Annotated in this window: 19 protein-coding genes; 12 read left to right on the top strand and 7 right to left on the bottom strand. The window is 67.3% G+C overall.

Features of this window, described 5'->3' with window-relative positions:
• Positions 1-98: 98 nt before the first annotated feature.
• The 3 genes from LVQ62_RS02755 to LVQ62_RS02745 all read left to right on the top strand — a co-directional run bounded on the left by LVQ62_RS02755 (position 99) and on the right by LVQ62_RS02745 (position 4,379).
• Positions 99-2,423 carry an MMPL family transporter gene (locus LVQ62_RS02755; RefSeq protein WP_233764570.1) on the top strand — a complete coding sequence of 775 codons (2,325 nt, stop codon included), beginning with the start codon at positions 99-101 and terminating at the stop codon, positions 2,421-2,423.
• A 110-nt stretch (positions 2,424-2,533) separates the two neighbouring features.
• Positions 2,534-3,400, top strand: coding sequence for a M56 family metallopeptidase (locus LVQ62_RS02750; RefSeq protein ID WP_233764561.1), 867 nt, complete (start codon positions 2,534-2,536; stop codon positions 3,398-3,400).
• A gap of 58 nt (positions 3,401-3,458) precedes the next feature.
• The gene (locus LVQ62_RS02745; RefSeq protein WP_233764552.1) at positions 3,459-4,379 is read left to right on the top strand and encodes an alpha/beta fold hydrolase; all 921 of its coding nucleotides are present in this window, start codon (positions 3,459-3,461) and stop codon (positions 4,377-4,379) included.
• Positions 4,380-4,415: 36 nt separating this feature from the next.
• Here the strand turns inward: LVQ62_RS02745 and LVQ62_RS02740 are convergent, their stop codons facing one another.
• From LVQ62_RS02740 to LVQ62_RS02725, 4 genes are read right to left on the bottom strand one after another with little or no spacing between them, the layout of a single operon-like run.
• The gene (locus LVQ62_RS02740) at positions 4,416-4,826 is read right to left on the bottom strand and encodes a BlaI/MecI/CopY family transcriptional regulator (RefSeq protein ID WP_233764550.1); all 411 of its coding nucleotides are present in this window, start codon (positions 4,824-4,826) and stop codon (positions 4,416-4,418) included.
• Positions 4,795-8,127, bottom strand: a complete 3,333-nt coding sequence (gene cydC, locus LVQ62_RS02735; protein ID WP_233764548.1) for a thiol reductant ABC exporter subunit CydC — start codon at positions 8,125-8,127, stop codon at positions 4,795-4,797. Before cydC ends, LVQ62_RS02740 begins: the two co-directional genes overlap by 32 nt.
• Positions 8,127-9,197, bottom strand: a complete 1,071-nt coding sequence (gene cydB / locus LVQ62_RS02730; RefSeq protein WP_233764539.1) for a cytochrome d ubiquinol oxidase subunit II — start codon at positions 9,195-9,197, stop codon at positions 8,127-8,129. The genes cydC and cydB overlap by 1 nt, the downstream gene beginning before the upstream one ends.
• Positions 9,198-9,222: 25 nt before the next feature.
• Positions 9,223-10,695, bottom strand: coding sequence for a cytochrome ubiquinol oxidase subunit I (locus LVQ62_RS02725; protein WP_233764536.1), 1,473 nt, complete (start codon positions 10,693-10,695; stop codon positions 9,223-9,225).
• A gap of 1,010 nt (positions 10,696-11,705) precedes the next feature.
• Between LVQ62_RS02725 and LVQ62_RS02720 the strand changes: the two genes are divergently transcribed.
• Positions 11,706-12,137, top strand: a complete 432-nt coding sequence (locus LVQ62_RS02720) for a hypothetical protein (RefSeq protein ID WP_233764534.1) — start codon at positions 11,706-11,708, stop codon at positions 12,135-12,137.
• Entirely contained in the window at positions 12,134-13,054 is a 921-nt protein-coding gene (locus LVQ62_RS02715) for a hypothetical protein (RefSeq protein WP_233764530.1), read from the top strand. Before LVQ62_RS02720 ends, LVQ62_RS02715 begins: the two co-directional genes overlap by 4 nt.
• A 98-nt stretch (positions 13,055-13,152) precedes the next feature.
• Here LVQ62_RS02715 and LVQ62_RS02710 read toward each other — a convergent pair whose 3' ends face one another.
• Positions 13,153-14,424 carry a Shedu immune nuclease family protein gene (locus tag LVQ62_RS02710; protein ID WP_233764528.1) on the bottom strand — a complete coding sequence of 424 codons (1,272 nt, stop codon included), beginning with the start codon at positions 14,422-14,424 and terminating at the stop codon, positions 13,153-13,155.
• 693 nt (positions 14,425-15,117) lie between these two features.
• Here LVQ62_RS02710 and LVQ62_RS02705 point away from each other — a divergent pair.
• The 5 genes from LVQ62_RS02705 (at position 15,118) to LVQ62_RS02685 (ending at position 20,778) form a co-directional block, all read left to right on the top strand.
• The gene (locus LVQ62_RS02705) at positions 15,118-16,032 is read left to right on the top strand and encodes a tyrosine-type recombinase/integrase (RefSeq protein ID WP_233764526.1); all 915 of its coding nucleotides are present in this window, start codon (positions 15,118-15,120) and stop codon (positions 16,030-16,032) included.
• Positions 16,033-16,282: 250 nt separating this feature from the next.
• Complete coding sequence (locus tag LVQ62_RS02700; RefSeq protein ID WP_233764524.1) at positions 16,283-17,578, top strand: hypothetical protein; 1,296 nt, start codon at positions 16,283-16,285, stop codon at positions 17,576-17,578.
• A 328-nt stretch (positions 17,579-17,906) separates the two neighbouring features.
• Complete coding sequence (locus tag LVQ62_RS02695) at positions 17,907-19,034, top strand: DUF4041 domain-containing protein (protein ID WP_233764511.1); 1,128 nt, start codon at positions 17,907-17,909, stop codon at positions 19,032-19,034.
• 193 nt (positions 19,035-19,227) lie between these two features.
• Positions 19,228-19,458, top strand: coding sequence for a hypothetical protein (locus LVQ62_RS02690; RefSeq protein ID WP_233764502.1), 231 nt, complete (start codon positions 19,228-19,230; stop codon positions 19,456-19,458).
• A 630-nt stretch (positions 19,459-20,088) separates the two neighbouring features.
• Positions 20,089-20,778, top strand: coding sequence for a DUF6308 family protein (locus tag LVQ62_RS02685; protein ID WP_233764495.1), 690 nt, complete (start codon positions 20,089-20,091; stop codon positions 20,776-20,778).
• A 413-nt stretch (positions 20,779-21,191) separates the two neighbouring features.
• On the opposite strand, the gene LVQ62_RS02680 is transcribed toward LVQ62_RS02685, so the two are convergent.
• Positions 21,192-21,812, bottom strand: a complete 621-nt coding sequence (locus LVQ62_RS02680) for a methyltransferase domain-containing protein (RefSeq protein ID WP_233764487.1) — start codon at positions 21,810-21,812, stop codon at positions 21,192-21,194.
• Positions 21,813-22,030: 218 nt separating this feature from the next.
• Between LVQ62_RS02680 and LVQ62_RS02675 the strand changes: the two genes are divergently transcribed.
• A complete protein-coding gene (locus LVQ62_RS02675; protein ID WP_233764477.1) occupies positions 22,031-22,537 on the top strand; it encodes an OsmC family protein in 507 nt (168 codons plus the stop codon).
• Positions 22,538-22,567: 30 nt separating this feature from the next.
• Here the strand turns inward: LVQ62_RS02675 and LVQ62_RS02670 are convergent, their stop codons facing one another.
• Complete coding sequence (locus tag LVQ62_RS02670; RefSeq protein ID WP_233764475.1) at positions 22,568-23,410, bottom strand: NmrA family NAD(P)-binding protein; 843 nt, start codon at positions 23,408-23,410, stop codon at positions 22,568-22,570.
• A 76-nt stretch (positions 23,411-23,486) separates the two neighbouring features.
• Between LVQ62_RS02670 and LVQ62_RS02665 the strand changes: the two genes are divergently transcribed.
• Positions 23,487-24,200 carry a TetR/AcrR family transcriptional regulator gene (locus LVQ62_RS02665; RefSeq protein WP_233764473.1) on the top strand — a complete coding sequence of 238 codons (714 nt, stop codon included), beginning with the start codon at positions 23,487-23,489 and terminating at the stop codon, positions 24,198-24,200.
• Positions 24,201-24,288: the final 88 nt, after the last annotated feature.

Below are 24,288 nucleotides of genomic sequence, written 5' to 3'. Positions count from 1 at the left end.
GCTCTCGGGTTGGCCCAGCGCGCACGGCAACCCATCATGAGATGCAGGGGCGCGGGAAGTCGTTGGTGCGTCCGAATCATTTTCACGAGAGGCATCTGATGGCGACCGCTCTGTACCGACTCGGCCGGACTGCGTACCGCAAGTGGCCCTTCTTCCTGATCGGCTGGCTCATCGCCCTGGTCGGACTGGGCGGGCTGTCGCAGGCGATCCACAAACCGCTGGTCGACACCTTCTCGATCCCGGGCATCCCGTCGCTCAAGGCGCAGTCGATGCAGCAGAAGCTCTTCCCGGGCACCGGCGACGCGGTCAATCAGGCGGGCGTGTCCGTCGTGGTGGGCGCTCCGAAGGGACACACCCTCAAGGAGGCGAAGTACACCAACGCGGTGAACGCGCTGATCGCGGACCTGCAGAAGGTCCCGCAGATGCCGAAGACCAAGCTGGTCAACCCGGTGACGGCCTCGGCCGCGCAGTTCAAGGCGGCGACCTCGGCAGCGGCCAAGCAGGGCACACCCAAGGCGGTCGCCGAGCGCAACGCGAACGCCCTGCTGCCGCTCTCACCGGACGGGCGGATCGGCACGATCGACTTCGCGTTCGACGTGAAGACCGTGCAGGACGTGAAGCCGGCGACGCAGAACAAGGTCGTCGACGACCTGAAGAAGGCGCGCGCGTCCGGTCTGACCGCCGAGGTCAACGGCGCGGGCATGCAGATCGCGCCCGACCCGGGCGGCAGCAGTGAGCTGATCGGCGTCGCGTTCGCCGCCGTCGTCCTGATCATCACCTTCGGCTCGCTCATCGCCGCCGGTATGCCGATCCTGTCGGCCTTCGTCGGCGTCATCATGGGCACCATCGGGGTGCAGCTCGCCACGGCGTTCACCACGGTCGGCACGACGACCCCGATCCTGTCGAGCATGATCGGCCTCGCGGTCGGCATCGACTACACGCTCTTCATCCTGTCCAGATACCGCACCGAGTTGCGCACGACCGACGACCGGGCGCACGCCGTCGGGTTGGCCGTCGGCAAGGCGGGGACGGCGGTCGTCTTCGCCGGCCTGACGGTGCTGATCGCCCTGATCGCGCTGTCGGTGGTGGGCATCCCGTTCCTCACCGCGATGGGTCTGGCCGCGGCCGAGACGGTGTTCTTCGCCGTGCTGGTCGCGCTCACCCTGCTGCCCGCCGTCCTCGGGATGTTCAAGTCCAAGGCGTTCGGCGCGCAGGTGCGCAAGCGGGAGGACCCGCGCGACGCAGACGGTCACGCGGTCAACAACGGCACCCGGTGGGCCCGCCTGATCGGCCGCAAGCCGGCGATCGTGGTCGCGCTCGTCGTGGTGGTGCTCGGCGCCATCGCCGTGCCCGCGAAGAGCCTGCACCTGGCGTTGCCCAGCGACTCCACGGCCGCGAAGTCGACCACCCAGCGCAAGGCCGCCGACCTGCAGGCGGAGGCCTTCGGGCCGGGTCGTGCCGCGCCGCTGCTGGTCGTGGTCGATGGCACGAACGTGACCGGAGGCGCCAAGGCGCGTACGACGGCGTACGGGAAGGTCGCGACCTGGGCGGGCACCAAGCCCGACGTCGCGAACGCCCAGATCGTCGGCCTCAACAAGGCGGGCACCGGCGCCCAGGTGCTGATCACCCCCAAGTCGGGGGCGGACGACGAGAAGACGCTGTCGCTGCTGCACGCGTTGCGCGACGGGCAGTCCGGCATCGAGAAGTCGACGGGTACGACGGTCGGCGTCACCGGGCTGGTGGCGATCCAGACCGACGTGTCCGACCGGCTCACCGGCGCGCTGCCCGTCTATCTGGCGGTGGTCATCGGCCTGGCGTTCCTGGTGCTGATGGTCGTCTTCCGGTCCGTGCTCGTGCCGCTCGTCGCGACGCTGGGCTTCCTGCTGTCGATCCTCGCCACGCTCGGGGCGACCGTCGAGGTCTTCCAGGACGGCCGCTTCGGGATCGTCGAGGGCGCGCCGCTGGTCAGCTTCATGCCGATCATCCTGATCGGCATCGTCTTCGGGCTCGCGATGGACTACCAGGTGTTCCTGGTGACCCGGATGCGGGAGGCGCACGTGCACGGGATGTCGGCGCGTGACGCCGTGGTCGACGGGTTCCGCAACAGCGCCAGGGTGGTCGCGGCGGCTGCGGCGATCATGATCTCGGTCTTCGCGGCGTTCATCCTGCAGGGCGTCTCGTTCATCATGTCGATCGGTTTCGCGCTCGCGGTCGCGGTCTTCTTCGACGCGTTCGTGGTGCGCATGACGCTCATGCCCGCGCTGCTCTTCCTGCTCGGCGAGCGCGCGTGGTGGCTGCCGAAGTGGCTGGACAAGATCCTGCCGAAGGTCGATGTCGAGGGCGAGAAGCTCACCGGTGCGGGCGCGCCGCACGAGCAGCGGCACCCCGCCCACCTGGCCGAGCCGGAGAACTCACCGGTCTGACCCGTTTCGCCGACTGCGCAGGTCGTCTCCCGGGCCGTTCGGCCGGCGACCTGCGCGGTCGGCGCGCTCGTCCCGAGGTGCCTGCCGGAGAATGCGGGGGTGTACCTCGGGTGGCTGCTGTTGCTGACAGTGGCTCTCGCCTGGCCCGCGCCGCGACTGCTTCCACGGTGGACCGCGCTGCGGGAGTGCCCGGGCCCGCGCTCTGGCTGTGGCAGGGGGTGTCGCTGGGTGCGGTGGTCGCCGGCCTGGAGCTTGCGCCGCTGGCCGTCCTGTACATCGTGCGGGTGGGTCGCGGGCTGCCCGCGCCGCGCGACCACATCGCCCTCGCCGCGGTCGCTGCCCTGGTGTCGGCGCTGCTCATCGGCCGCCTGCTGGCTCGCGCACACGTGGTCGGCCGGCGGCTGCGGAAGGTGCGCCGTGAGCACCGCGAACTCGTCGACCTGCTCGACGAACCGGTCCATGCCGAGGGTCTCCCCGCGCAGGTGCGCGTGCTCTCCCACCCCACGGCGACGGCCTACTGCGTCCCCGGGCTCTCACGGCGGGTCGTGCTCACCAGCGGCACCATCGAGGCACTTCCGCCGGCGGAGCTGCGCGCCGTCCTCGCCCACGAGTTGGCGCATCTGCGCCACCGCCACGACCTGGTCCTGGAGTTCTTCACGGTGTGGCACACCGCGGTGCCGCAGCGGTTGCGCAGCGATCGCGGCCTGGAGACCGTGCGCCTTCTGATCGAGCTGCTCGCGGACCGCAGCGCCGAACGCGCCGTCGGCCGGGTGCCGGTGGCGCGGGCGCTGGTGGCCCTCGCACGGTCCGAGCATCCGAACGGCACGCTCGGCCATGAGGACTTCGCCCGCATCCGGCTGGAGCAGCTGACGGTGCAGCGGCATCACCCCGTCCTCGCCACGTGTGCCGGGCTGCTCGGAATGGCTGCCGTGGCGGCGCCGTTGGCACTGGCAGCGCTGGTGATCCTGCACATCTGAGGTCGGCGCGGGCGGCATCCGACCGGTGTCGTCGCACGTCGGACACGAGGAGAGGTCGATGCGGAGAACGGGGGAGTCGATCCTGGCCTCGGCCGCGGTCGGACTGCTGGCGTCAGCTGTCGGGCTGCAGCGGTGGCGTCGGGTGAGTGCGGACCGACAGGATGCTGGCGCTCGGGTGCTGCACCTGTCTCGGGGGCCGGTCGAGGTGCGCGATTCAGGCGTCCCGGCGGGCGGCCGGCGTACGACGGACGAGCCGGCGATCGTCGTGGTCCACGGCACACCGGGCGGTTACGACCTGGCTCAGGTGACCGCCTCCGGGCTCGGCCTGGACGACCGGCGGGTGGTGTCGGTGTCGCGACCCGGTTACTTGCGCACCCCGCTGGCCAGCGGTCCCACTCCCGAGGAGCAGGCCGACCTCTTCGCCGAGGTGCTCGACGCCCTCGGGATCGAGACAGCCGTGGTCATCGCCGTGTCGGGCGGCGGCCCGGCCGCGGTGCAGTTCGCCCTGCGGCACGCCTCTCGCTGCGCCCGGCTGGTGCTCATCGAGTCGCTCGTGCAGACCTTCACCGAGCACGAGATGTACGCGGCCCTGCAGCCCCTCGCGCGTGTCGGCAAGTGGCTCGGGGAGCGGCTGGCCCAGGTCGACGCGGTGATCGCCGGGTATCTGATCGTCACGCCGCGCTCGGATCCCGGCCGAGCGGTGGCGGCGGCCGCGGTCCGCTTCGACCGCCGCAAGGTCGGGTACGCCGCCGACATGCGCCTCTTCGAGGACGTGCCGGACTACCCGTTCGAGCAGATCAGCTCGCCCACCCTCGTGATCCACGGCACCGCCGACGTCGATGTCCCCTTCGCCCAGGCGCAGACGGCCGCCGATCGCATCCCCGGCGCACAGCTGGTGGCCGTGCCGGGGGCGGACCACCTGGGTCTGTGGCGGCACGAGGTGGTCGGGCAGCGGGTCCGGGCGTTCCTGGCCGACTGAGCCCCTCTGCTCGACGAAGCGGAGCTGCGGTCGCGGTCAGCGGCGGCCGTCGTCCTTCGGTGCGTCGGACTCGATCCGATCAAGCTCTGCCCGCAGGGCCGCCAGGTCGGCGTGCGACGCGTCGCCCAGGAAGTGCGCGAACGTCGCCTGCCGTTCGTCACCGTCGAGGGCCGCCAGCGTCTGGTGCAGGGCGCGGGCGGTCATCTCCTCGCGGGTGGCCGCGGCGGCGTACCGCCATGCGCGTCCGTCGCGGACCCGGTCAGCCAGGCCCTTCTTGGCCAGCCGGTCGAGCACCGTCATCACCGTGGTGTAGGCGAGTTCCCGCTCGCGAGAGAGTGATTCGAAGACCTCTCGCACCGACAACGTGCCACCGGTCGGCGCGTCCCACAGCCGGGACATGACCGCGCCCTCCAGCTCACCGAGCTCCGCTCGCCCACTCGTGGGCATGCGCGCCACCTCCGTCTTCGATGTCCTCGCGGCCGAGCTCGATCACGCGGTCGCAGCCCTGCACGCCGATCTGCTGGTGACTGACCACGACCACCGAGGCGTCGCGGGTCGCATCGTGCAGATCGCGCATCAATGCGGACGCGGTCGGGTGATCGAGGTGGGCCACCGGTTCGTCCAGAAGTATGACGCGGCGGTTCGCGAGCACCGCCCGCGCTATCGCGATCCGGGTGCGTTCGCCGCCGGACACCCCTCGGGCATCGGATCCGAGCAGCGTGTCGAGTCCGTCGGGCAGCCCGGCGACCCACCGCCCGAGACCCGCGTCGACCAGCGCGCTCGCCACCTGGCTGTCGCTCGCGCCCGGGCGGGCGAGCAGCAGGTTGGCGCGCAGCGAGCCGGCGAAGAGGTGCGGTTCGTCGTCGACGACGGCCACGTGCCGGCGTACGTCGTCGGGTCGGCAGACCAGGGCGTCACGCCCGGCGACGTCGTACCGTCCGCGGCTCGGATCGAGGTGGCGGGCGAGGACGGCGAGCACGGTGGACTTGCCGATGCCGTTGGGCCCGGTGACGGCGATGTGCTCGCCCGGAGCGACCCGCAGGTCGATCCCGTGGATCTGGTCCGGCCCGTCCGTCCAGGACGCGGCGACGTCCGACAGCTGCAGGGTGGTCGGCGCGGGGACCTCGGCGGTGCGTCCGTTGTCGTGGACGGCGGGCGTTTGCCGGACGAGCGTGTCGAGGCGGCGGCGGGCTGCCTGGCCGCGGGCCAGCGCGCCGACGGCGTCCGGGATCGAGCCCAGGATGTCGGTCAGGGCGACGGGTCCGAGCACCAGCAGCGCGGCGAACGGGCCTCCAACGTCGCCGTTCGCGAGGGCGCCCAGCAGGAGGATCGCCATCCCGATCGCCGCGGCCGCGGTGAGCAGGAAGCTCAGACCGAGGCCGGCCGCCCGTCCGCGGGCCTGCCGACGCACAGCGCGCTCCAGGTCGAGCTGGGCGGCGTCGAGCCTGGCGAGCTCGGCGGCGTCACCGCGGATCGCCTGCAGCGCTGCGGTGTTCAGGCTGATGGTCGAGGCGCTGGAGGTCACGGCGCCCCGCGCGCTCAGGCTCGCGCCGTGGCCGGCGCGCTCCAGGGTCCAGTCGATCGCGCCGATCAGAGCGGCGACCAGGGCGATCGCGACGACGACCAGGGCCGCCGGTGGATAGAGGACCGCGGCCGCGACGGTGGCGACGAGACAGGTCATCGCGGCGGCCAGCAGCGGCACGATGGCGCGCACCTGCACGTCGACCTCGTCGTCCACGTCCCGCACGACGGCGCCGAGCAGATCGGCGCGGCGGCGTCGTCCCAGCCGTGCGGGTGTGAGCGGGATGAGGGTGCGGTAGAGGTCGGTGCGCCGGTCGGCGAGCAGGTGCAGCGCGGCGTCGTGGGAGCGGATCCGCTCCACGTACCGGAAGATCGGCCGGCCGATACCGAACGCGCGCACGGCCACGATCGCGGTGAGCAGGGTCAGGATGACGGGCCGGGCGCTGGCCTGCACGATGAGCCACCCGGAGGTGGCGGTCAGCGCGACCCCGCAGGTGGCGGCGAGCCCGCCGAGGACCGCGGCCCGCAGCACACCGGGAGCGGGTCGCAAGAGTGCGCCGATTGTGCCCGGGCCGACCCGCGCCGCGGGCTCCTCGCGTCGAGGGGTGGGGATATCACCGGGAGGTGGGGATATGTCCGCACCCTTCGACGATTGCTCCACCCCCTGACGGGCGGTGGCGACGGGGAGCCGGAGCGGAAGGTCGACGCGCCGGTCGGTGACCGCCATCAGCTCCGGGTCGTGGGTGACCAGCACGACCGCGCGTGTGGTCGCCAGCTCGCGGATCATGGTGTGCACGTCGTACGCCGCGGCAGGGTCCAGGTGGGCGGTGGGCTCGTCCAGCAGGATCAGCCGCTCCTCGCCGAGGCGGGCGCGGGTGAGCGCGAGCAGCGCGCGCTGCCCGGCGGACAGTCCGTAACCGTCGTCGCCGAGGAGCGTGTCGAGCCCGGCGGGCAGCGTCCGCAGCGGCGCGGGCAGCCAGTCGACGCCGTCTGGCAGATCGGCGATGCCGAGGTTGTCACGCAACGTCCCTGGTGTGACGAACGGACGCTGAGTGACCAGATGTGACACAGTGGCCACGACGTCGCCGGAGGTCGGCGTACGCAGCCCCGCGAGCAGCTCCAGCAGGGTCGTCTTTCCACACCCCGACGGGCCGGTGACGGCCGTGATCCCGGACGCGGAGACGTCGAAGCTCACGCCACGGAGCACGTCGACGTCCGTGCCCGGGTAGCGGTAGGACAGGCCGGTGACCGCGGCCCGACGGACCGGCTCGCCATCGGTCGAGCGCGGTGTGTGCACCGCCTCGTCGAGGAGCGCGTCGATGGCCTCGGCACCGTCGGCGGCGGAGTGGAACTCCTGGCCGACCCGGCGGATCGGCCAGTACGCCTCGGGCGCGAGCAGGATCGCCGTCAACGCGACGGTGAGCGAGATGCTGCCGTAGGTCAGCCGCAGGCCGACGAAGACCGCGACGATGGCGACCGAGATCGTCGCGAGCAGCTCCAGAGCGGCGGAGCTGAGGAACGCCGTACGCAGTGTGCGCACGGTCGCCCGGCGGTGCCGTTCGCCGACCTGCGCGACGACGTCGACCTGGGCGTCGGCGCGCTGGTAGTTGACCAGGGTCGGGAGTCCCCGCATCACATCGACGAAATGGCCTGCCAGCCGGTGCGATTCGACCCAGCGAGCCTGCGTCTCGTCGTGCGTGTGCATCCCGATGAGGGCTGCGAAGAGCGGCAGCAGCGGCACGGTCAGCACGACGATGAGGGCGCTGACCCAGTCGACCCAGACCATCGCGGCGATCGCCAGTGGGGGCACGACAGCGGCGCTGACCAGGGCGGGAAGGTAGCGCGCGACGTACGGCTCGACGCTGTCGGCGCCGATAGTGGAGCGGGTCAGCATGGTGGTGGGGTCGGGCGACGTGTCGACCGGTCGGTGCAGCCAGGCGGTGAGCACCCGACGCCGCAGTAGCCCGGCCACTCGCGTGCCGGCCCATGCCGCGGTGACCTCCCCGGCCGCGCTGAGCAGTCCGCGCACTGCGAGCAGGGTCAGCACGGTGAGGGCCCAGGCGGTGAGGGATCGGCGTTCGACGAGCGCGACCACGAGGTGGGCGACCGCGACGGCCTGAGCGATCGCGACAATGCCCTGCGCGACGCCGAGTATGCCGAGGGCTGCGACCGGGCCGCGGGTCTGCGGCACCTCCTGCAACAGGCGCGGGTCGAACGGCGCGGCCATCAGCGACCTGCCTCCTGCAGCGACTCCGACGGGGGCAACGGCGCCAGGGGGTCGTGCTTGGTGGGAAGGGTGCTGGTCGAGATGCGTTTGCGGAAGACCCAGTAGTTCCAGGCCGAGTAGCCGATCACGATGGGTGTCATCACGACGGCGGCGCCGGTCATGATCTGCAGGGTGAGGTGGGAGCTGGAGGCGTTGTCGACGGTGAGGGAGTAGGCGGCGTTCGTCGTGCTCGGCATCACGTCGGGGAAGAGCGCGACGAAGTAAGTCGCGACCGCCATCCCGATGGTGAGCATGGTGCCGGAGAACGCGAATCCCTCACGCCCGCGCAGGTTTGCGGTAAGCGCGCCGAGCAGGGCCACCGCGGCCACTGCCGACGTGATCCAGGACCAGGTGGTGCCGGTGTGCAGGTCGACCCAGCCGAGCAGCACCACCGCGAGGACCGAGGAGACCAGTCCCGCCTTCGTGCCGAGGGCGCGCGCGTCGCGTCGCACCTGCCCGTCGGTCTTCAGCGCGATGAAGAAGCAGCCGTGGGTGAGGCTGAGGGCGAGGATGGTGAGGCCACCGAGCAGGCTCCACGGGTTGAGCAGGGTAAGCAGGGTGCCGGTGAAGTCGCCTGCTTTGTTCAGCGGTACGCCGCGTACGAGGTTGGTGAGGGCGGTGCCGACCAGCAGCGGAGCAATGACCGAGCAGGTCACGATGATCGCGTCCCAGCGGCGTTGCCAGGTCTCGCCGTGGCGCTTGTGGCGGTACTCCAGCCCCATGTTGCGCAGGATGAGCGCGACCAGCACGAGCAGGAAGGCCAGGTAGAAGCCGCTGAACATCGAGGCGTACCAGGCGGGGAACGCCGCGAACGTCGCGCCGCCCGCGGTCAGCAGCCACACCTCGTTGCCGTCCCAGAACGGGCCGATGGCGTTGAGCAGCACGCGTCTGCGGGTGGCGCCGTCCTCACCCTCGGCATCGCGGCCGAAGATGCCGAGCAGCATCCCGACGCCGAAGTCGAAGCCTTCGAGCATGAGGTAGGCGGTCCACAGCACCGCGATGAGGATGAACCAGAACGTCTCGAGAGTCATTGCTCTGCAGTCCTTCTCGTGGTGGTCAGTAGACGAACGACACGGGCGCGGGCGTGTCGTGTTCGTCGGTGGAGGCCGCGTCCGGGTCGAGCTCGGGCGGCGCGGGGTCGGCGCCGCGGCGGGTGTAGTCGAGGAAGAGGCGCACCTCGACGACGGCCAGGGCGGCGTACAGGAGGGTGAAGACGACCATCGAGGTGAGGACGGTGCCCGCCCCGTTGCCGGAGACGCCGGTCCTGGTGCTCATCACGCCGTAGACCAACCACGGCTGGCGGCCGGTCTCGGTGAAGATCCAGCCGAAGCTGTTGCCGAGGACCGGCAGCAACGGCACGGCGATGCCTGCCCAGACCCACGGTTTCGCCAGGGCGGTGCGGCCCTTGCGGGTGACCCACAGGACGCCGAGCGCGACGATCGTGGACGTCATACCGACGCCGATCATGAGCCGGAAGGACCAGTAGGCGAGCGGGATGTTGGGCGTGTAGACCGAGTCGGCGGGCTGGCTGTAGGCCGCGGGGATGCCCTCGGCGCGGGCATGTTTCTGCAGCTGCGCGGGCAGGCTCGCCTTGAGGTCGTCGATCCCGTCGACCTTGCCCTCGAAGCTGCCGGTGGCGAGGAAGGACAGCACGCACGGCACCTTGACGGCGGCCTTCTGCGACTGCCCGTTGAGGGAGCCGATGGTGAAGAGGGAGAACGCGGCGCAGTGGTCCTGGGTGGTGTAGAGCGCTTCGGCGGCGGCCATCTTCATCGGCTGCACCTCGGTCATGATCTTGCCCTGGGTGTCGCCGGTGACGGCCACGCCCGCGCCGGCCAGCAGCGTGACGACCGCGCCGATCCGCGCGGCCTTGCGGTACATCAGCGAGTCCTTCGTGCCGCGGTGCTTGTGCAGCAGCCACAGCCCGACGCCCATCACGACCCCGCCGCCGACGAGGTAGGCGCTCGCGACCACATGCGGGAAGGTGACCAGCTGCACCTTATTGGTCAGCACGGCGACGAAGTCGGTGAGCTCGGCGCGACCGGTGGTGGCGTTGTACTTCCAGCCGACCGGGTGCTGCATGAAGGAGTTCGCGGCGAGGATGAAGTACGCGGACAGCAGGGTGCCGATGTGCACCAGCCACATGCACGCGGCGTGCGCCTTCTCGGGGATCCGGCCCCAGCCGAAGATCCAGACGCCGAGGAAGGTGGACTCCAGGAAGAACGCGAGCAGCGCCTCGAACGCCAGCGGTGCGCCGAAGATGTCACCGAAGAAGCGGCTGTAGGCCGACCAGTTCATCCCGAACTGGAACTCCTGCACGATGCCGGTCACCAGCCCGAGCGCGAAGTTGATCAGCAGCAGCTTGCCGAAGAACTTCGCCAGCCGCAGCATCTGTGGGTTGCGCTTCCGCAGCCACTGGGTCTCGAACCCCGCGACCATTGCCGACAGACCGATCGTGATCGGGACGAAGAGGAAGTGGTAGACGGTCGTGATCGCGAACTGCCATCTCGCGAGATCCAGGTTGCTCACGGGGGTGCCCTCTCGGCGTGCGGTCTGTGGTTGGTTCTAATAGTACTACTCGTAGTAGTACTACGCACACCGTTGTAGGTCTGTCAGGCCTGGCGGTTGAACCCGGGTGCTGGAGCGCGCCGGACGCACCGACGGTGCCGGGATGGCCGACCGCATCACGTGCGTCCAGCTCAGGGTGTTACTACACCGATCGCGGCCCCGCGTGGATCACTCGCGTCGGCCTTACCGCACTTGGCGGACCGCGTACGTCCACAGTCGGACGCTTGCGCGTCCGAGGCTCCCGCGCTCCCGAGCCCGACGCGAACTTCTACGAAGTCGACGGTGGAGGGGCGTCTGGGTCTCAGGGCCGAAGCGTGACCGCACGACGGCCTTTACTCCGCGCAGCAACCAACAGTCGATGCAGACGTCCGCGATGAGCACGACGCGTTCCTCGCCAGCGTGCCCCTGCCGGATCGTGCGCACCGCTGACGCCGCCAAGGCATCGACACAGGCGCCGGGCGGCGGAACGAGGTCCCCTCAAGCTGACCTACAAGAGCGGCGAGCCCGCGTCCTACCGCCCAGAGTGTCAGAGTGCGACTTCGGGCGAAGTCAGCCCTGAGTCGGTCCCGTGTCAGCGATAGTGCCTCCAGCACCAGGAGCCTTAGATGACAGCGGTGATCGGGTGGTCGGCGATGTGCCTGCTGTCTGGGCGGGAATGCTCGAAAGCATGGGAGACCGATCAACATGCAACTTGGTCAACTGCAGAAGCCCGCGGCTCCCTACCATCCACGTAAGGTCCTGCCATGGGGGTTGCGCTCGCAAGGGCCCGAGAAGCGGAAAGTGTGCCGTTGAAAGCTGAAAAAGGTGGGTGCAAGGAGCGCGGGTCCCAGGAGGTCAGAGCTGGCCGAGCTCCATGCGAGCTCGCCCGGGGGCGGAGTCAGATGCCGACGCCACCTGCCCCTGAACCGCATACCGGGCTCTTGCCGGAGGGGCGGTGGCCATTCACGTGGCAACAGCTTGCAGATACTTTTGTGGGAAACCGCACCGACTCGCTACACCGAGGGGCGGTCTTCGACTCCCTGAAGGCTTGGGCTCGTGCTGCGCGAGTACACTTCGGGGCTGGCCGGCTCGTTATCGGTGGTGGGTTCGTAACCTACGCAGAGCCATCGGTTACGGCACAGGCCGTATACCTTGCGGCCAACAGAGAAGCAGTCAATGCCGCGTTCGATGGCTTCGGTGTGGGCTGGCAGATGGTGGTTCTGGAAGACGTAGTCTTCGCGGGTCCGCACCTTGGCGGTTCCCTGGAGCGAAGGTCGTCTGTCGGGGGTCTGGTGGATGCTCGACTCATAGCCGACGAACACGAGTTCGACGCGCTTCGCATGCTCTCGGTCGCAGACGTTCCGAGCAACGGCAGCTTGGCGAAGGCCCGCAAGGGTGTCGCGGAAGTGGAGGTGGACCGATGACCACCGAAGATCTCAGCAGCCTGCGGGCTGACGTAGTCTCGGCGTTGTCACTCCCACCAATGGACTTTCTGGGTGAACTGAGCGCGTCAAGCCTCCGCGCGATGTTCAACCGCATCGCGCCAGCCGAGTTGCGCATTGGCGGATCAGCAGTTCTCCGAGTGCGTCTGGGCTCGCGCCAACCCCTGTCTCGAGAGATCAGTCAGGTCACAGACGCGTTCAGCGCAGCGGTCGCCTCAATTGGGCACGAAATCCGGCGCCAAGCCACTGGACAGTCCGAATCGGTGCGGCCGATAAATGCCTCGGACTACCGCAAGACCCCGGTCTTTGTGCAGGCCAGTGGCGGCAACCTGATTGTGATGCGGCCGGATCCACCGGAACTGTTGGAGCCTCTGGCCCAGAACACGCCCTCTACATCGGAGCGAGCCATCAGCCGACTGGCGAATCTTCTTCCCGAGTCGCGCGACTTGGATGAGCATCTGGTCGTTCGTAATGCCGTCGGCGCCGCACGCGCAGATCGGTACGCGCTCGATCGAATCGCAAAGGTCGCTCGGATCACGGGTGGTGTTGCGGTGGAGTGGGAAACCTCGAGCGAGCGGGCCGAAGGGTTTGTCTCTGTCGGGCAAGCGAACGAACTGGTCAAGGTTCTGTCCGAAGTAGAGCTGACTAAGGAGGTGATAGAAGTTCACGGGCACCTCGACGGTGCACGTGTGAAGCGCAGAGCGTTTTGGCTTGAGCGGCAAAATGCCGATGACATAGATGGTGTGGTGGACGAAGATGTGATGCCGGCGGTTCTAGCGAACCTAGACAGCGATGTAACGGCGCGCATACTCCGCACGATCAGTAAGACAAAGTCTGGCAAGGCATCGCGCCCTTCTCATCGCTTGATTGGCCTCACCCGAGTCACAAATTTGCCCTAGCTGCAGCAAATTTGGCAGTTCGACACGACATCATCGGCTCCGCCCAAGCACAACCTGCTGTCTCACCGCCGCAAGGACGCTGGTCTGAGACAGCGCAGTTAAGGCGTCATTTCGCCCGTGAGGGGATTGACGTCAACCAGAGGATCCATTCCGTCATTCACCACTTCGCGCGAGGCCACCTCGACCTGCCACTCTGCGCGGGCCAAAATTTCGTCAAACGTAAGGATCTCGGGTTCGTGCAAGTTTCTCCGAAAGAGTTCGAAGCTGCGGACCTTGTCGGGGATAGCTCCCCCGCCGTCGCCAGCCAGCTGGTTTAGGCAACCCACCACAACGAAGGACCGCGGTTGGAGTAAGAATGTACCGCCACTGAGCAGGGATCCGTCGGGCGCTTGCTCCTGCATGAAGTCCGTACCTAAGTCGCGCACCGCCAAGTGCACCGTTTGCTGGATCTGAACCACCGCGCCCGAGACCTCGCTGGACGGGCGCCAGCACCCCGTTCGGTACTCGTCGGCCAAAAGTTCAGTCCTGTGGTGTTTGATCTCGGCGAAGACCATAGACCGGACGATGCCGGCGGTCCTGAGCAAAGCATCGACACGTTTGCCAACCCCCTTTATGCTGCGGCCGACCACAGTCTGTTCTAAGCGCTCCTTGTCCCAGGACGTGAGGAGCTGACCCGACAGTCCAACGCCCAAGACCCAGGGGTTGGCTTCAAGAAGCTGCTGCCATGCCTTTTCGGGCCCACCCGCCTCGTCGCGGGCAGCGTTGAACGCGGCCTCGTCCTCAAGCCATAGCCGCATGGTGGCGACCACCCCGCGCCGGCTCTGAAGAGCAATCACGTCGCTGGCGGTCGCGTCGCTCTCGATGAGTGCTCGGAACCGGTCCGTATTGGCGGCGTAGGCCGCCGCGATCGCCGTCGGGTCCTCGAAGACTTGTCGAAGCAAGTCATCGTCGATGCGCACGGTGTTTTCTCCCTCGATCGGAATGGAGTCGAGGGCGCGCAGCATGTCGATGAGACGAGCCGATTGCTCCCGATCCAGTTCGAGCACGGGCTCCAGCTTCGTTGCGTCGCTACTTGTCGGCACCTTTTGGATCCTGATCTTGCGGATCACGCCAGCGGATCGCGCCACTTGAAGCTCGATCTGTTTACGACCGCCCGGAGTTGTGTAGACCACTTCGCTCCTCCACTCCCATTCGTCGTCGTCTTCGGTGACGACCTCATCGAAGACCCGGCGGACGTAACGCCCACGCTCGCCCCTGTCCTGGCCGAACTGCCAGCTGAAGCTGGAGCTGACGTAGGTGCGCGTCGTCAGTCGGCCTGCGGCGTAGTCAACGTCGCTGGCCTCAGGCACATTCAAGGGCAGGATCGGCACTGGCCCCCCTCGCTAATGTCGGTGTGAACAACTGTTGCGCCCGTCACCGCTGATCGTGACAGCGTCGCCGGTCATGACGATGGTAAGGATGGATCAGTCGAGGGGCCCGCATGTTGTCCCTCAGGGTTTTGCGTGCGCTCGATTAACGGCCCTTCCCTCATTCGCGCGGAGACACATGCTCGCGCGTCGCGGCTCCAGACTGCATGACCATCGTCGCGCTCTGGGTGGGTCAGACAAGAGCCGCTGCTCGCCCAGCACGGGGCATCGACAGTGGTACGAGGGTCGAATTTCTCGATCTGGTTCGGGCGTCCGGCAAGTCTTGTGATTACGTCGCGGCTCGAACGCGGGAGTGAGGCCAAGCGACGACCAGGTTGATTCATCGCCGTGGAGCGCGTACAGGCTCGGCTCGTCTGGCACAACCCGATCGGCGACGTCGTAACCGTGTCGTGCACCGGCCAGCGGTTCAAGCGCGGCGGCAACTGTCGCGTCACTGGAATCTCTCATCCTGTCGTAATCAGGACTCGGACGCTCAATCACTACTTCAGGCCATCCGGGGCCAACGCGAGTCACTCCGCCGCCAGACGGGTGCGGCCTCGCAGCTCTTGAGCGACGTAGCGTCGGTGGGTCCACATGCCTGGCCGCGCGGGCGGCGAGCGGGGTCTGGGTCAGTCTTGGTCGCCGCGAGGTGACGTGATGTCCACGACAACGATGGTGTTGCCCTTCGAACCAGCAATGATGTCGAGCGCACAGCTGGCGGCGGTGTCCTTCCTGGCCCGCTATTCCGGGCGAACCCACGCGCTGTACGCATTCCAGCTCCGCCAGTGGTTCGCCTGGTGCGAGATGAACGCGCTCGACCCGTTGACCGGGATCCAACGCGCCCACGTCGAGCTGTACATCCGCGGTCTGAGCGAACGCGGGCTGATGGACTCCTTGGTCAGCACGATGATGCACGCGGTCCGCGGGTACTTCCGCTTCGCGCACATCGATGGGCTCATCGCCGCCGACCCAGCCATCTACGCCCGACTGCCCAAGGTGAACCGCGACGAGAGCCGCACGCAAGGACTGGACCGCCTCGAGCTGATCCGGTTCCTGCAGGTCGCCCAAACCCTCACCGTGCACCACGGGGCCCTGGCGTTCCTGCTGGGCATCAACGCCCTTCGCGCCTCCGAAGCCGCCGCCGTCCAGATCGAGGACTACGCCGACACCCTCCGCGGGTACCGAGTGCTGCGGCTGATCGGCAAGGGCAACAAGCCAGCCACCATGCCTTTGACCGTTCCCGTCCTGCGCGTGTTGGAGGCCTGCCGCGGCGAACGGACCGGCGGCCCGCTCCTGCTGCGGCCGGTATCTGGCAAACCAGTCGACCGCCGCGACGTTTACCGGATGGTCACCCGGATGGCCGCAGCAGCCGGCATCCCGCGGCACATCAGCCCGCACTCGCTGCGCCACGCCGCGATCACCAACGCCCTCGACGCCGGAGTCCCACTACGCGACGCGCAGATCCTGGCCCGCCACGCCGACCCCCGCACCACCGAGCACTATGACCGCGCCCGTGGCAACCTCGACCGCCACGGCGTCCACTTCCTCACCGCCTACGTCGCCGGTGTATGAGACAGGCACGTCCTGCCTGCATCGAATCCGCCAAGTTTGCGTCGCAAACTGGCACCCAGGGTTTCACCCTCTTGAACGACCGAGGCGCTTTGGATAGCCATCAACTTACTGTCGACGTGCTGGCCCGTTGCTTCGGGGCGCGTACCCATCCCGACCTCAAGGAGACCTCTTTCGCCTGCGGGGGCAGTAGATGCCTGAAACGCATCATCGTGACTTAACCTTCTGCCGGAGAGGGAAGCAGGTGGGGCAGATGGCTAAAAAGCGGGGGCTCTTCGCCGAGTTGCAGCGGCAGGCGGCGCAAGCGGAGAAACGACGGCAACAGGCTGAGAGGCAACGGCAACAGGCGGCGGCACACGCGGCACGTATGGAGGAGCACAACCAGCGCATGGTGCTGATGCATGCGCGCGAACGTGAGCACCAGGAACGTCAGAACGCGAGAGAGTTTGAGTGGGAGCAGCGCCGCCGAGCGACCGAGGCCAAGGTTCAGCATCAGCAGGAACGTCTGACTGAGGTTGCCGCGCTTAACCGACACCTGGCGAAGCGCACCGCCGACCTCGAGGGTGTTCTATCGAACGTGTCTGCGCAGGTCGCACCCATAAACAGGGCGAACTTCCACACCACCGCGGTCCACCCGCCGTTTCAGTCCAGACACGACACGGTCGTCGCGCCGCCACCGCCGCCGGCGCTTCCGGCCGAACCGCGCTTCAGGCCCCCGCCTGCCCCTCAGGGACTGGGCGCGAAATTGGGTGGAGCTAAGAAGCACGCTGCGGAAGTTGCGCGGATGCAGGTCGAACACGCCGCGGCCGTCGCACAGGTGAACGCGCAGCGTGCTGCTCTCTTGAACGAGCACGGCCGACGGATCAACGCACACGCACAGGCTGAGGCGACACGGCTTCAGCGTGTGAACTTCGACAGGATGAAGTACGAATCAGACTGCGAGGGGCGTAATGCTGCAGCAGCGCAGGCCAATCGGCATGCGGACGAGTTGCTGGACGCCTACGACCGCGGAGAGCCGGACGCAGTCCGCGACTTCATCGAGGTCTGCCTAGGTGCCTCGGGGTGGCCGGACTTCATGCCGGACGATGCAAAGATTGACTACGACGAAGCTCTCGGCGAACTTACGATCGTGCAGCCTCTTCCCCAGCCCGACGTGGTCCCGAGTGCACGCGAGTATAAGTACAAGGCCGCCTCGGACGAGATCTCGTCGACCAATTTGCCCGTCACCGCGCGCAAGAAGCTCTACCGGGGATTCGTGTCAGCGGCCGCGATCCGCACGCTCGCCGAGATTTTCACCTACGACACCGGCCATCGAATCGCGACCGTCTCCTACCAAGCCGTCGTGGAGGGGATCGATCCCGCGACCGGGCGGGACGCGCTCATCCCCCTCGTCGCTTTGGCTACCGACCGCGAGCGGTTCACTCAGTTAGACCTTGACCGCATCGAGCCAGAGGCCACTATCAAACACCTCGGAGGAGTGATGTCGAAGTCGCCGCTGGATCTGCAACCGGCGCCAACCGCTGGTGGCATCCGGTCCGTCCATGAGTAGACCCGTATTCAATCCCCCGCCAGGTTGGCCGGCCCCACCAGCGGGCTGGACTCCGCCCCCTGGGTGGAAACCAGATTTGTCATGGCCGCCTCCGCCCCCGGGTTGGAAGCTGTGGCTCCCAGCATCGAATGAATCTGCGGCCACCATCGCAAATCCGGGCGCAGACGATAGCGAGGACACTCGCCAGGTACGAGACGCGGAGGCACGCCTCGCCGACCTCGAGGCCGAGATCCGGGACCGAGCCATCCGCCTACGAGGCCTGGAGAACCAGATTCGACGGGCTGCCCAGCAACTGGCGGACGAGGCCGCACGTCCTGCACACCAATCCGTGACCGAGGCATCCGCGACGGCGTCCACGTTACGGGCACTTGAGGCCGACATCGCAGCACGCCGCGAGGAGCTCGTCGAGCTTGACGATCAGCTGACGTTGCAGAGGGTCGGCGTGTACTACTACCGCCACCCGCTGGACAACTCTCCGCTGTACAAAGAGGCACTCACAGAGCTGAGAGAGCACATCAAAGACTCCATAAAACAGAACGACGCCGTGGTTGCCTCGGATTCCTTCGTGTTCAACAACTCACTTGCCCTAGGACGCAAGATGGTCGCGGACTACGCCAAGTTGATGCTCCGGGCGTTCAACGCTGAAGCAGACGCTAGCGTGCGGTCCCTGCGAGCAGGCGGCCTGGAAACGGGCGAGGCTCGACTCCAGAGGTCGGCTGATGCGATCGCCAGACTGGGCCGGTTGATGGAGATCCGCATCTCCGAGTCCTACTTCAACCTTCGGAAGACCGAACTCGAACTCACCGCGGACTACCTGATGAAGGTTCAAGAAGAAAGAGAGCAGGAGCGCGAAGAGCGTGCGCGTCTTCGCGAGGAACGTCTGGCTGAGAGGGAACTGGCCGCAGAACGTGAAAAGCTCAACAAGGAACGCGACCACAATGACAACGTGTACAAACAACTTATCGCGCAAGGCAGGACCGAGGAGGCGGAGCGGATCCGCCAGCAGATCGCGTCGATCGACGCGGCCATTGCGCAGAACGACTACCGCGTAGCGAACATCCGCGCCGGGTTTGTGTACGTGATCAGCAACATTGGCGCCTTCGGCGCGAACGTGGTGAAGATCGGTATGACGCGACGATTGGAACCCATGGACCGAGTGCGCGAACTAGGTGATGCCTCCGTGCCATTCCCCTTCGACGTGCACATCATGTACTTTTCGAAGGACGCCATTACACTTGAAACTCAACTGCACCAAGCGTTCGCTGAACGTAAACTCAACAACGTCAATTTACGACGAGAATTTTTCTTTGCCACGCCCGCAGAAGTAAAAAAGAACTTCAGCGGAATGTCGGAACGCTCCTCGAATACGTCGATACTCCCACCGCTGAGCAATTTCTGCAGAGTCAAGGAGCCTGGCCGGACGACAGTCGCGCACGCTTCGTCGTCTGAAATTTGAGCCACGGAACCGACAGGGCCACATCTCAAGGCTCGCGGATTCCGCTTGGATGTGTGACGGTGGGGCAGCCGAGGCAGTTGACCATCACTCCACGAGTCAGCCTGTCCTGCTCACTTGCCAGTGCTCCCGGCATCGGTTTGGTGGGTTTGCCTTCGCCCAGGTCGCTGTCGGTGGAGCCGCCCATAATGGACCCGTGCCAAAGTTGCGCGATGAAGAGATGTGGGTCGCCGCATGCGTAGAGAACGCTCTACTGGGTGTGCATGTGCGCCAACACGACGACGGTGCACACCCAAGCATGTACGACCTTGATCTGGTCCGTAACGACGGGGTGTTCGGCGCCATGGAAGTGACGGCTGCTGCCGACGCGGCTTCGATCGAATTCTGGAACCTCGTCAACGGATCCAACAATCGGTGGGTCGAATGAGACTTGGTCGGTGGGTGGCTGGTGACGGTAACCTCAACCACCCGAGCCAAGCGCTTGAAGAAGGACCTACCGGGACTGCTTCGTGCCATGGAGGCGGGCGAGGCGGACCATCAGACGGTCACCGGTCGGATGACCGACCTTGGGGTTGTGTCCGCCCACCAGGGGAGCACGGACTTCCCGGGAAGCATTTACGTCACACTTCAGCAGGATGCGGAGCGAACGGGGGAGCAGTGCCACTGACCGGCAACGTCCTCGTTCATTGGTTCGATGAATGGATCGAAAAGGATGCCCAGCGGCACAACGTGGAAAAGCTTCGCACTGCCGAGCTTCCGGAGAAGCATCTATTTGTCCTGCTGCCAGGCTTCACGACGGCTCCATTCGGCGCCTTAGACGTTCTCATGCGGCCGGATGGACCGTTGCCCGAAGTGGCGCCGAGACTGCCCGAAGGGATCACCAACATCTGGTTCATGAGCACTTGGACCACAGGCAAACTCTTCCACTTCGGACACGGGGGGGACCCGCTCGGTCAAGGTCCTCGAGGTTGCTCGCTCTTAGACCCCACGCCAGAAAAACACTGTGTCTTACCGCCGCGAACGTGTCTGGCAGGACACCATCGCCATAATCGTCAGCATGTTCCATGCAACTGACCAAGGCAGCGTTCGGCAGAGCGCTCTGGAGATCGTTAGCCGCCCCTACGCGGGCGCACTGGTGGCCGCGTACTTCGACCCAGACAGGGGTTTTGCCGGAGACCTGTTTGACGGCCTTGACTCCGAGGGCCTGCTCGCTGACAACCCATCCGACCGGTTTACCGTCGACGACATCGCCGCGGCCTCCCTGCTAGACGTCCGATTCGGACCGCAGGCTGTTCGATCCCTCCTGCGCTGCGACAGCATCCACGAGGCGCTGAGTGCAGTCTCGGCCAGCGCGCGCCTCTGGGACGCCACCCCTGCAGAATTAGCTCAGGCCGACAATCTCTGGGGGCTGCTTCGAGCTATCCCCTCCGTCGGCCGTACGCGCGCCACCAAACTCATGGCCAGAAAGCGCCCTCACCTGATCCCCATTGTCGACTCAGTCATCGCCAAAGCCTTGCACCTCGAAAACGAGACTTGGTCCCCGCTAGCGTTTGTGCTGAAGGAGGATCAACTCCGGCGCGACATCGATGCCCTCCGCCCAGAGTATGTTGACTCGAGAATTAGCACCCTGCGCCTGCTGGATGTCCTGGTTTGGATGGCAAATAGCAGAAGCGGATCGGCAGTCTTGACGCAGACGCAGGTCGGGGCGCCGCCTGCACGGATTGTTGCGGGTCCCGGCACCAAGTAGGCACAGCGACGGCTTGGTCGGGCGGAGCGACCGACATTGATCGAGACGAACCCTTAGCATGTGCGAAAACTGCATCCTGCGCAAAATTCAAAGCGTCTTGAGAACGACTAACTCGCTCGCTTACGATCCCTCAGACCTCGACTCTGCCAGGTGCCCGACCACGATCGAGGCCCGCCGGCCGCACCGAATCGTCAGGTGGCCGCGCTGACCTGATGCTGACGCTCGCGGCCGACGGATGTCTGCGAACCTTCCAGGTCGACCGTCGTTCTCACGGCGAGTGGTGTCCCACTCCGCCGCGTGTGACCCGCGGGCGACGATTCTTTGCATCCACACCGTCATCACCGTGCGACGACGACACGTCGCACCCATGGCGGTCAGACGCCCGTTTCGTGTGAGGCCCTTCCGTGCCGGTGTTAGTCCTTCCGAGCCCACGCGCCGTACAACGGGTCGTGGCCCCATCGCGGCTTGGTACGTAAAGCGGTCGAGACGGAGCCGAAGCCCGCTTGCTCCAGATATGCCCGGACGATCGCCACCCGCCCGTCCTCATCGGTGGCCAGCCACCCGCGGATTGCCTTGGTCGGGAAGCACCGATTGCTGAAGGTGAGCACGACGACCCCGCCTGGGTGCAACACGCGCGCCGCTTCGCGCAGCACACCCACCGGGTGGATGAGGTAGTCGATCGAGACGCAGCAGACCACCGCGTCGAAGGACGCGCCGTCGAACGGCAACTGCGGGTCGACGTTGAGGTCCTGGACGACGACCTGGTCAGCCATCGGATTCGCCTGCAGTTCTATGATGTTCATCCCCAGTGCGACCAGCCCACCGGTCGGCTTCCTGGAGAGGTGGGACACCCAGGACGACATCAGGTCCAGGACTCTGCCGTCCGGCACCCCCAGCTCGTCGTACAGCTCGGAGACCGCTGCAATCGCGCCGTCATCGATGTGGGTGACCAGGCGCGGCGGCCCGTAGAAGTCGGCGTCGTCGCCGTCGTCCTGCCGGTCGAAGAAGCCGGCGGGCCACTGATCGTCTGTCATCAGTGCATCCTGCCCCCCGGGGGCGCGCGCCTGCATGCGGCCGGGTCGACTGACGCCCTGTCGTGCCGCTCGGGGTGGTGCAGGGCTCGCTACCCAGCCGGCGCGACTCGAGGCCTGCCTCCGCTGGCCACGGTCGCACGCCTCCCACCCGCGCTCGCCGGAGGGCTTCGTGACCGGCGGTGCCAGCGGCGCTCCGCCCTCGCCGCCATGCTGGGCCCATGAATGCCGATGCTCTGCGAGAGCTCCAGTCGCCGCTGAAGAAGAAGTACCGGGATGATCCCGCCGCAGCCAAAACGCCACTGCACGCCGAGGGAGATTGGTCCGACGGGGGCATCACCGCCACGGTGAGCGGCTGGGCCGGTCCGGTGCGCGCAGGTCTGCACGAGGCGACCGGCGGCGACGGGTCGGACGCCTGCTCCGGCGACATGCTCCTGCAAGCGGTGCTTGCCTGCGCCGGGGTAACGCTGCGCAGCGTCGCGACCGTGCTCGGCATCGAGGTGCGGCGAGCCCAACTTAGCGCGATCGCGCACTTCGACGCCCGCGGCACCCTGGGTGTGTCCCGCGAGGCTCCGGTCGGTGTCCAGGGATTGGTGATCACCGCCCGCCTCGACACCGACGCCGACGACGAGGTGCTGAAGAAGCTGGGCGAGATGGCCGAGCGCTACTGCGTCGTCGGACAGAGCCTCGCCGAGCCTCCGACGATCGTGGTCGAGCGAGCCGGTTGAGAAGACAGCGCGCCGGCTGAGCGACGCGCCTCAGGCAAGGGCGTCGCGGGCGGTGCGCGGCTCGCGGCCCAGGAGCTCGCGAAGCAGCGGGTCGGTGCCGGCGAAGTAGCCGCCGTGCGCTGCTTGATAGAACCCGAGCAGGAATGTCGCCATGTGTGCGGGCCGTCCGGCTGCGGCCTGCGCGTCGACCCAGTCCTGCTCGTCCATCAGCTCGTAGCGGATGGTCTGACCCGACACCTCGGACGCCACCTCGGCCAGCTCGGCGAAGGTGGGTGCGTCGGTCGCGGTGATGGTGGTCGGCCCGTCGTACGCGCCGTCGGAGGCGAGGATGATCGCCGCCGCCTCCGCGGAGTTCTCCCGTGCCGTCCAGGAGACAGGTCCGTCGCCCGGTACGGCGATGACCCCGGTCTCGCGCCACGGGCCGGCGAGCCACGCGAGGCTGTGGGCGTAGAACCCGTTGCGCAACGACGTCCACGGGATCCCGGTCGCCGCCAGCATCTGCTCGGTGGCGAAGTGGTCTCGGCCCGGGAAGAACGGGTTGTCGGGCGCCGCGGCCTGGTGGCTCGTGTAGAGGATCCGCCCCACGCCGGCAGTGGCGGCGGCGTCGACGGCGGCTCGGTGCAACGCGACACCGTCGGCCGTCGGATCGCTGGAGGAGACGAGGAGCAGTTGGTCGGCCCCCTCGAACGCGGCGGGCAGCGACGCCGGGTCGGCGTAGTCGGCGCGCCGAACCTTGATGCCGCGGTCGGTGAAGGGCTGCGCCTTGGCGGTGTCGCGCACGGTGGCGACCAGCTCGTTCGCGGGCATCCGTTCGAGCAGGTGGTCGAGGGTCGCGCCGTTGAGGGCTCCGGCTGCTCCGGTGATGATGATCATTGATATGCCTTCCGCGCTATCTATGGAAACATCGACGGTAGCAACGGATGCTGTCGATAACAAGTCGCTGTTATCGTTGATCCGTGTCCGAGGTAGCCGCCAGCCGAGCAAGCACCCGCGCTGCCATCGTCGAGGCGGCTGCAGGACTGCTGCACCAGGGCGGCCCCGCGGCGGTCACCACCCGGGGGTCGCCGAGCAGGCCGGCGTCCAAGCCCCCACGATCTACCGGCTGTTCGGCGACAAGGACGGTCTCCTCGAGGCCGTCGTCGAACACGTCATGGCCACCTTCGTCTCTGCCAAGGCCTCCGCCGTCGAAGAGGCCACGGCAGCCGACGTGGACCCGCTCGAGGACCTACGGACGAGCTGGCGCCAGCAGATCGACTTCGGGCTCGCGAACCCGGCCGTCTTCCGCCTCCTCAGTGACCCCGATCGGGTCATCGTCTCTCCGGCGGCGCAGGCGGGCAGGCAGATCCTGGCCGCCCGCGTACGCCGACTGGCGACGACCGCGCGACTGCGCGTCACCGAGCAGCGCGCCGTCGGTCTCATCCAGGCGGCGGGGATCGGCACCATCCAGACGTTGCTCGCGACTCCGTCGGACGAGCGGGATCCAGAACTCGCCGACGCCATGCTCGATGCCGTGCTGGCCCGCATCCTCACCGACGCATCCGCCGAGACTCCCAGCGGTCCGATCGCGACGGCGGTCGCGCTCCGGGCCTTCGCCCCGCAGCTCCAGGCGCTCAGCGAATCCGAGCGTCACCTGCTGATCGAGTGGCTCGACCGCATCACCTGAACGCCGGCCGAGGCGTGATCTGTTGAGGGGCCATGAGCAAGTTCCTACGGCGGGGTGCCGGCGGAGCTCAGGCGTGGGCCGCTGCTGG

Origin of the sequence: Allobranchiibius sp. GilTou73 (assembly GCF_021391335.1) — a bacterium.
Taxonomy (GTDB): domain Bacteria; phylum Actinomycetota; class Actinomycetes; order Actinomycetales; family Dermatophilaceae; genus Allobranchiibius; species Allobranchiibius huperziae.
Note: the sequence above shows the minus strand (reverse complement) of the source record. Positions and strands in the feature narration are given on the sequence as shown.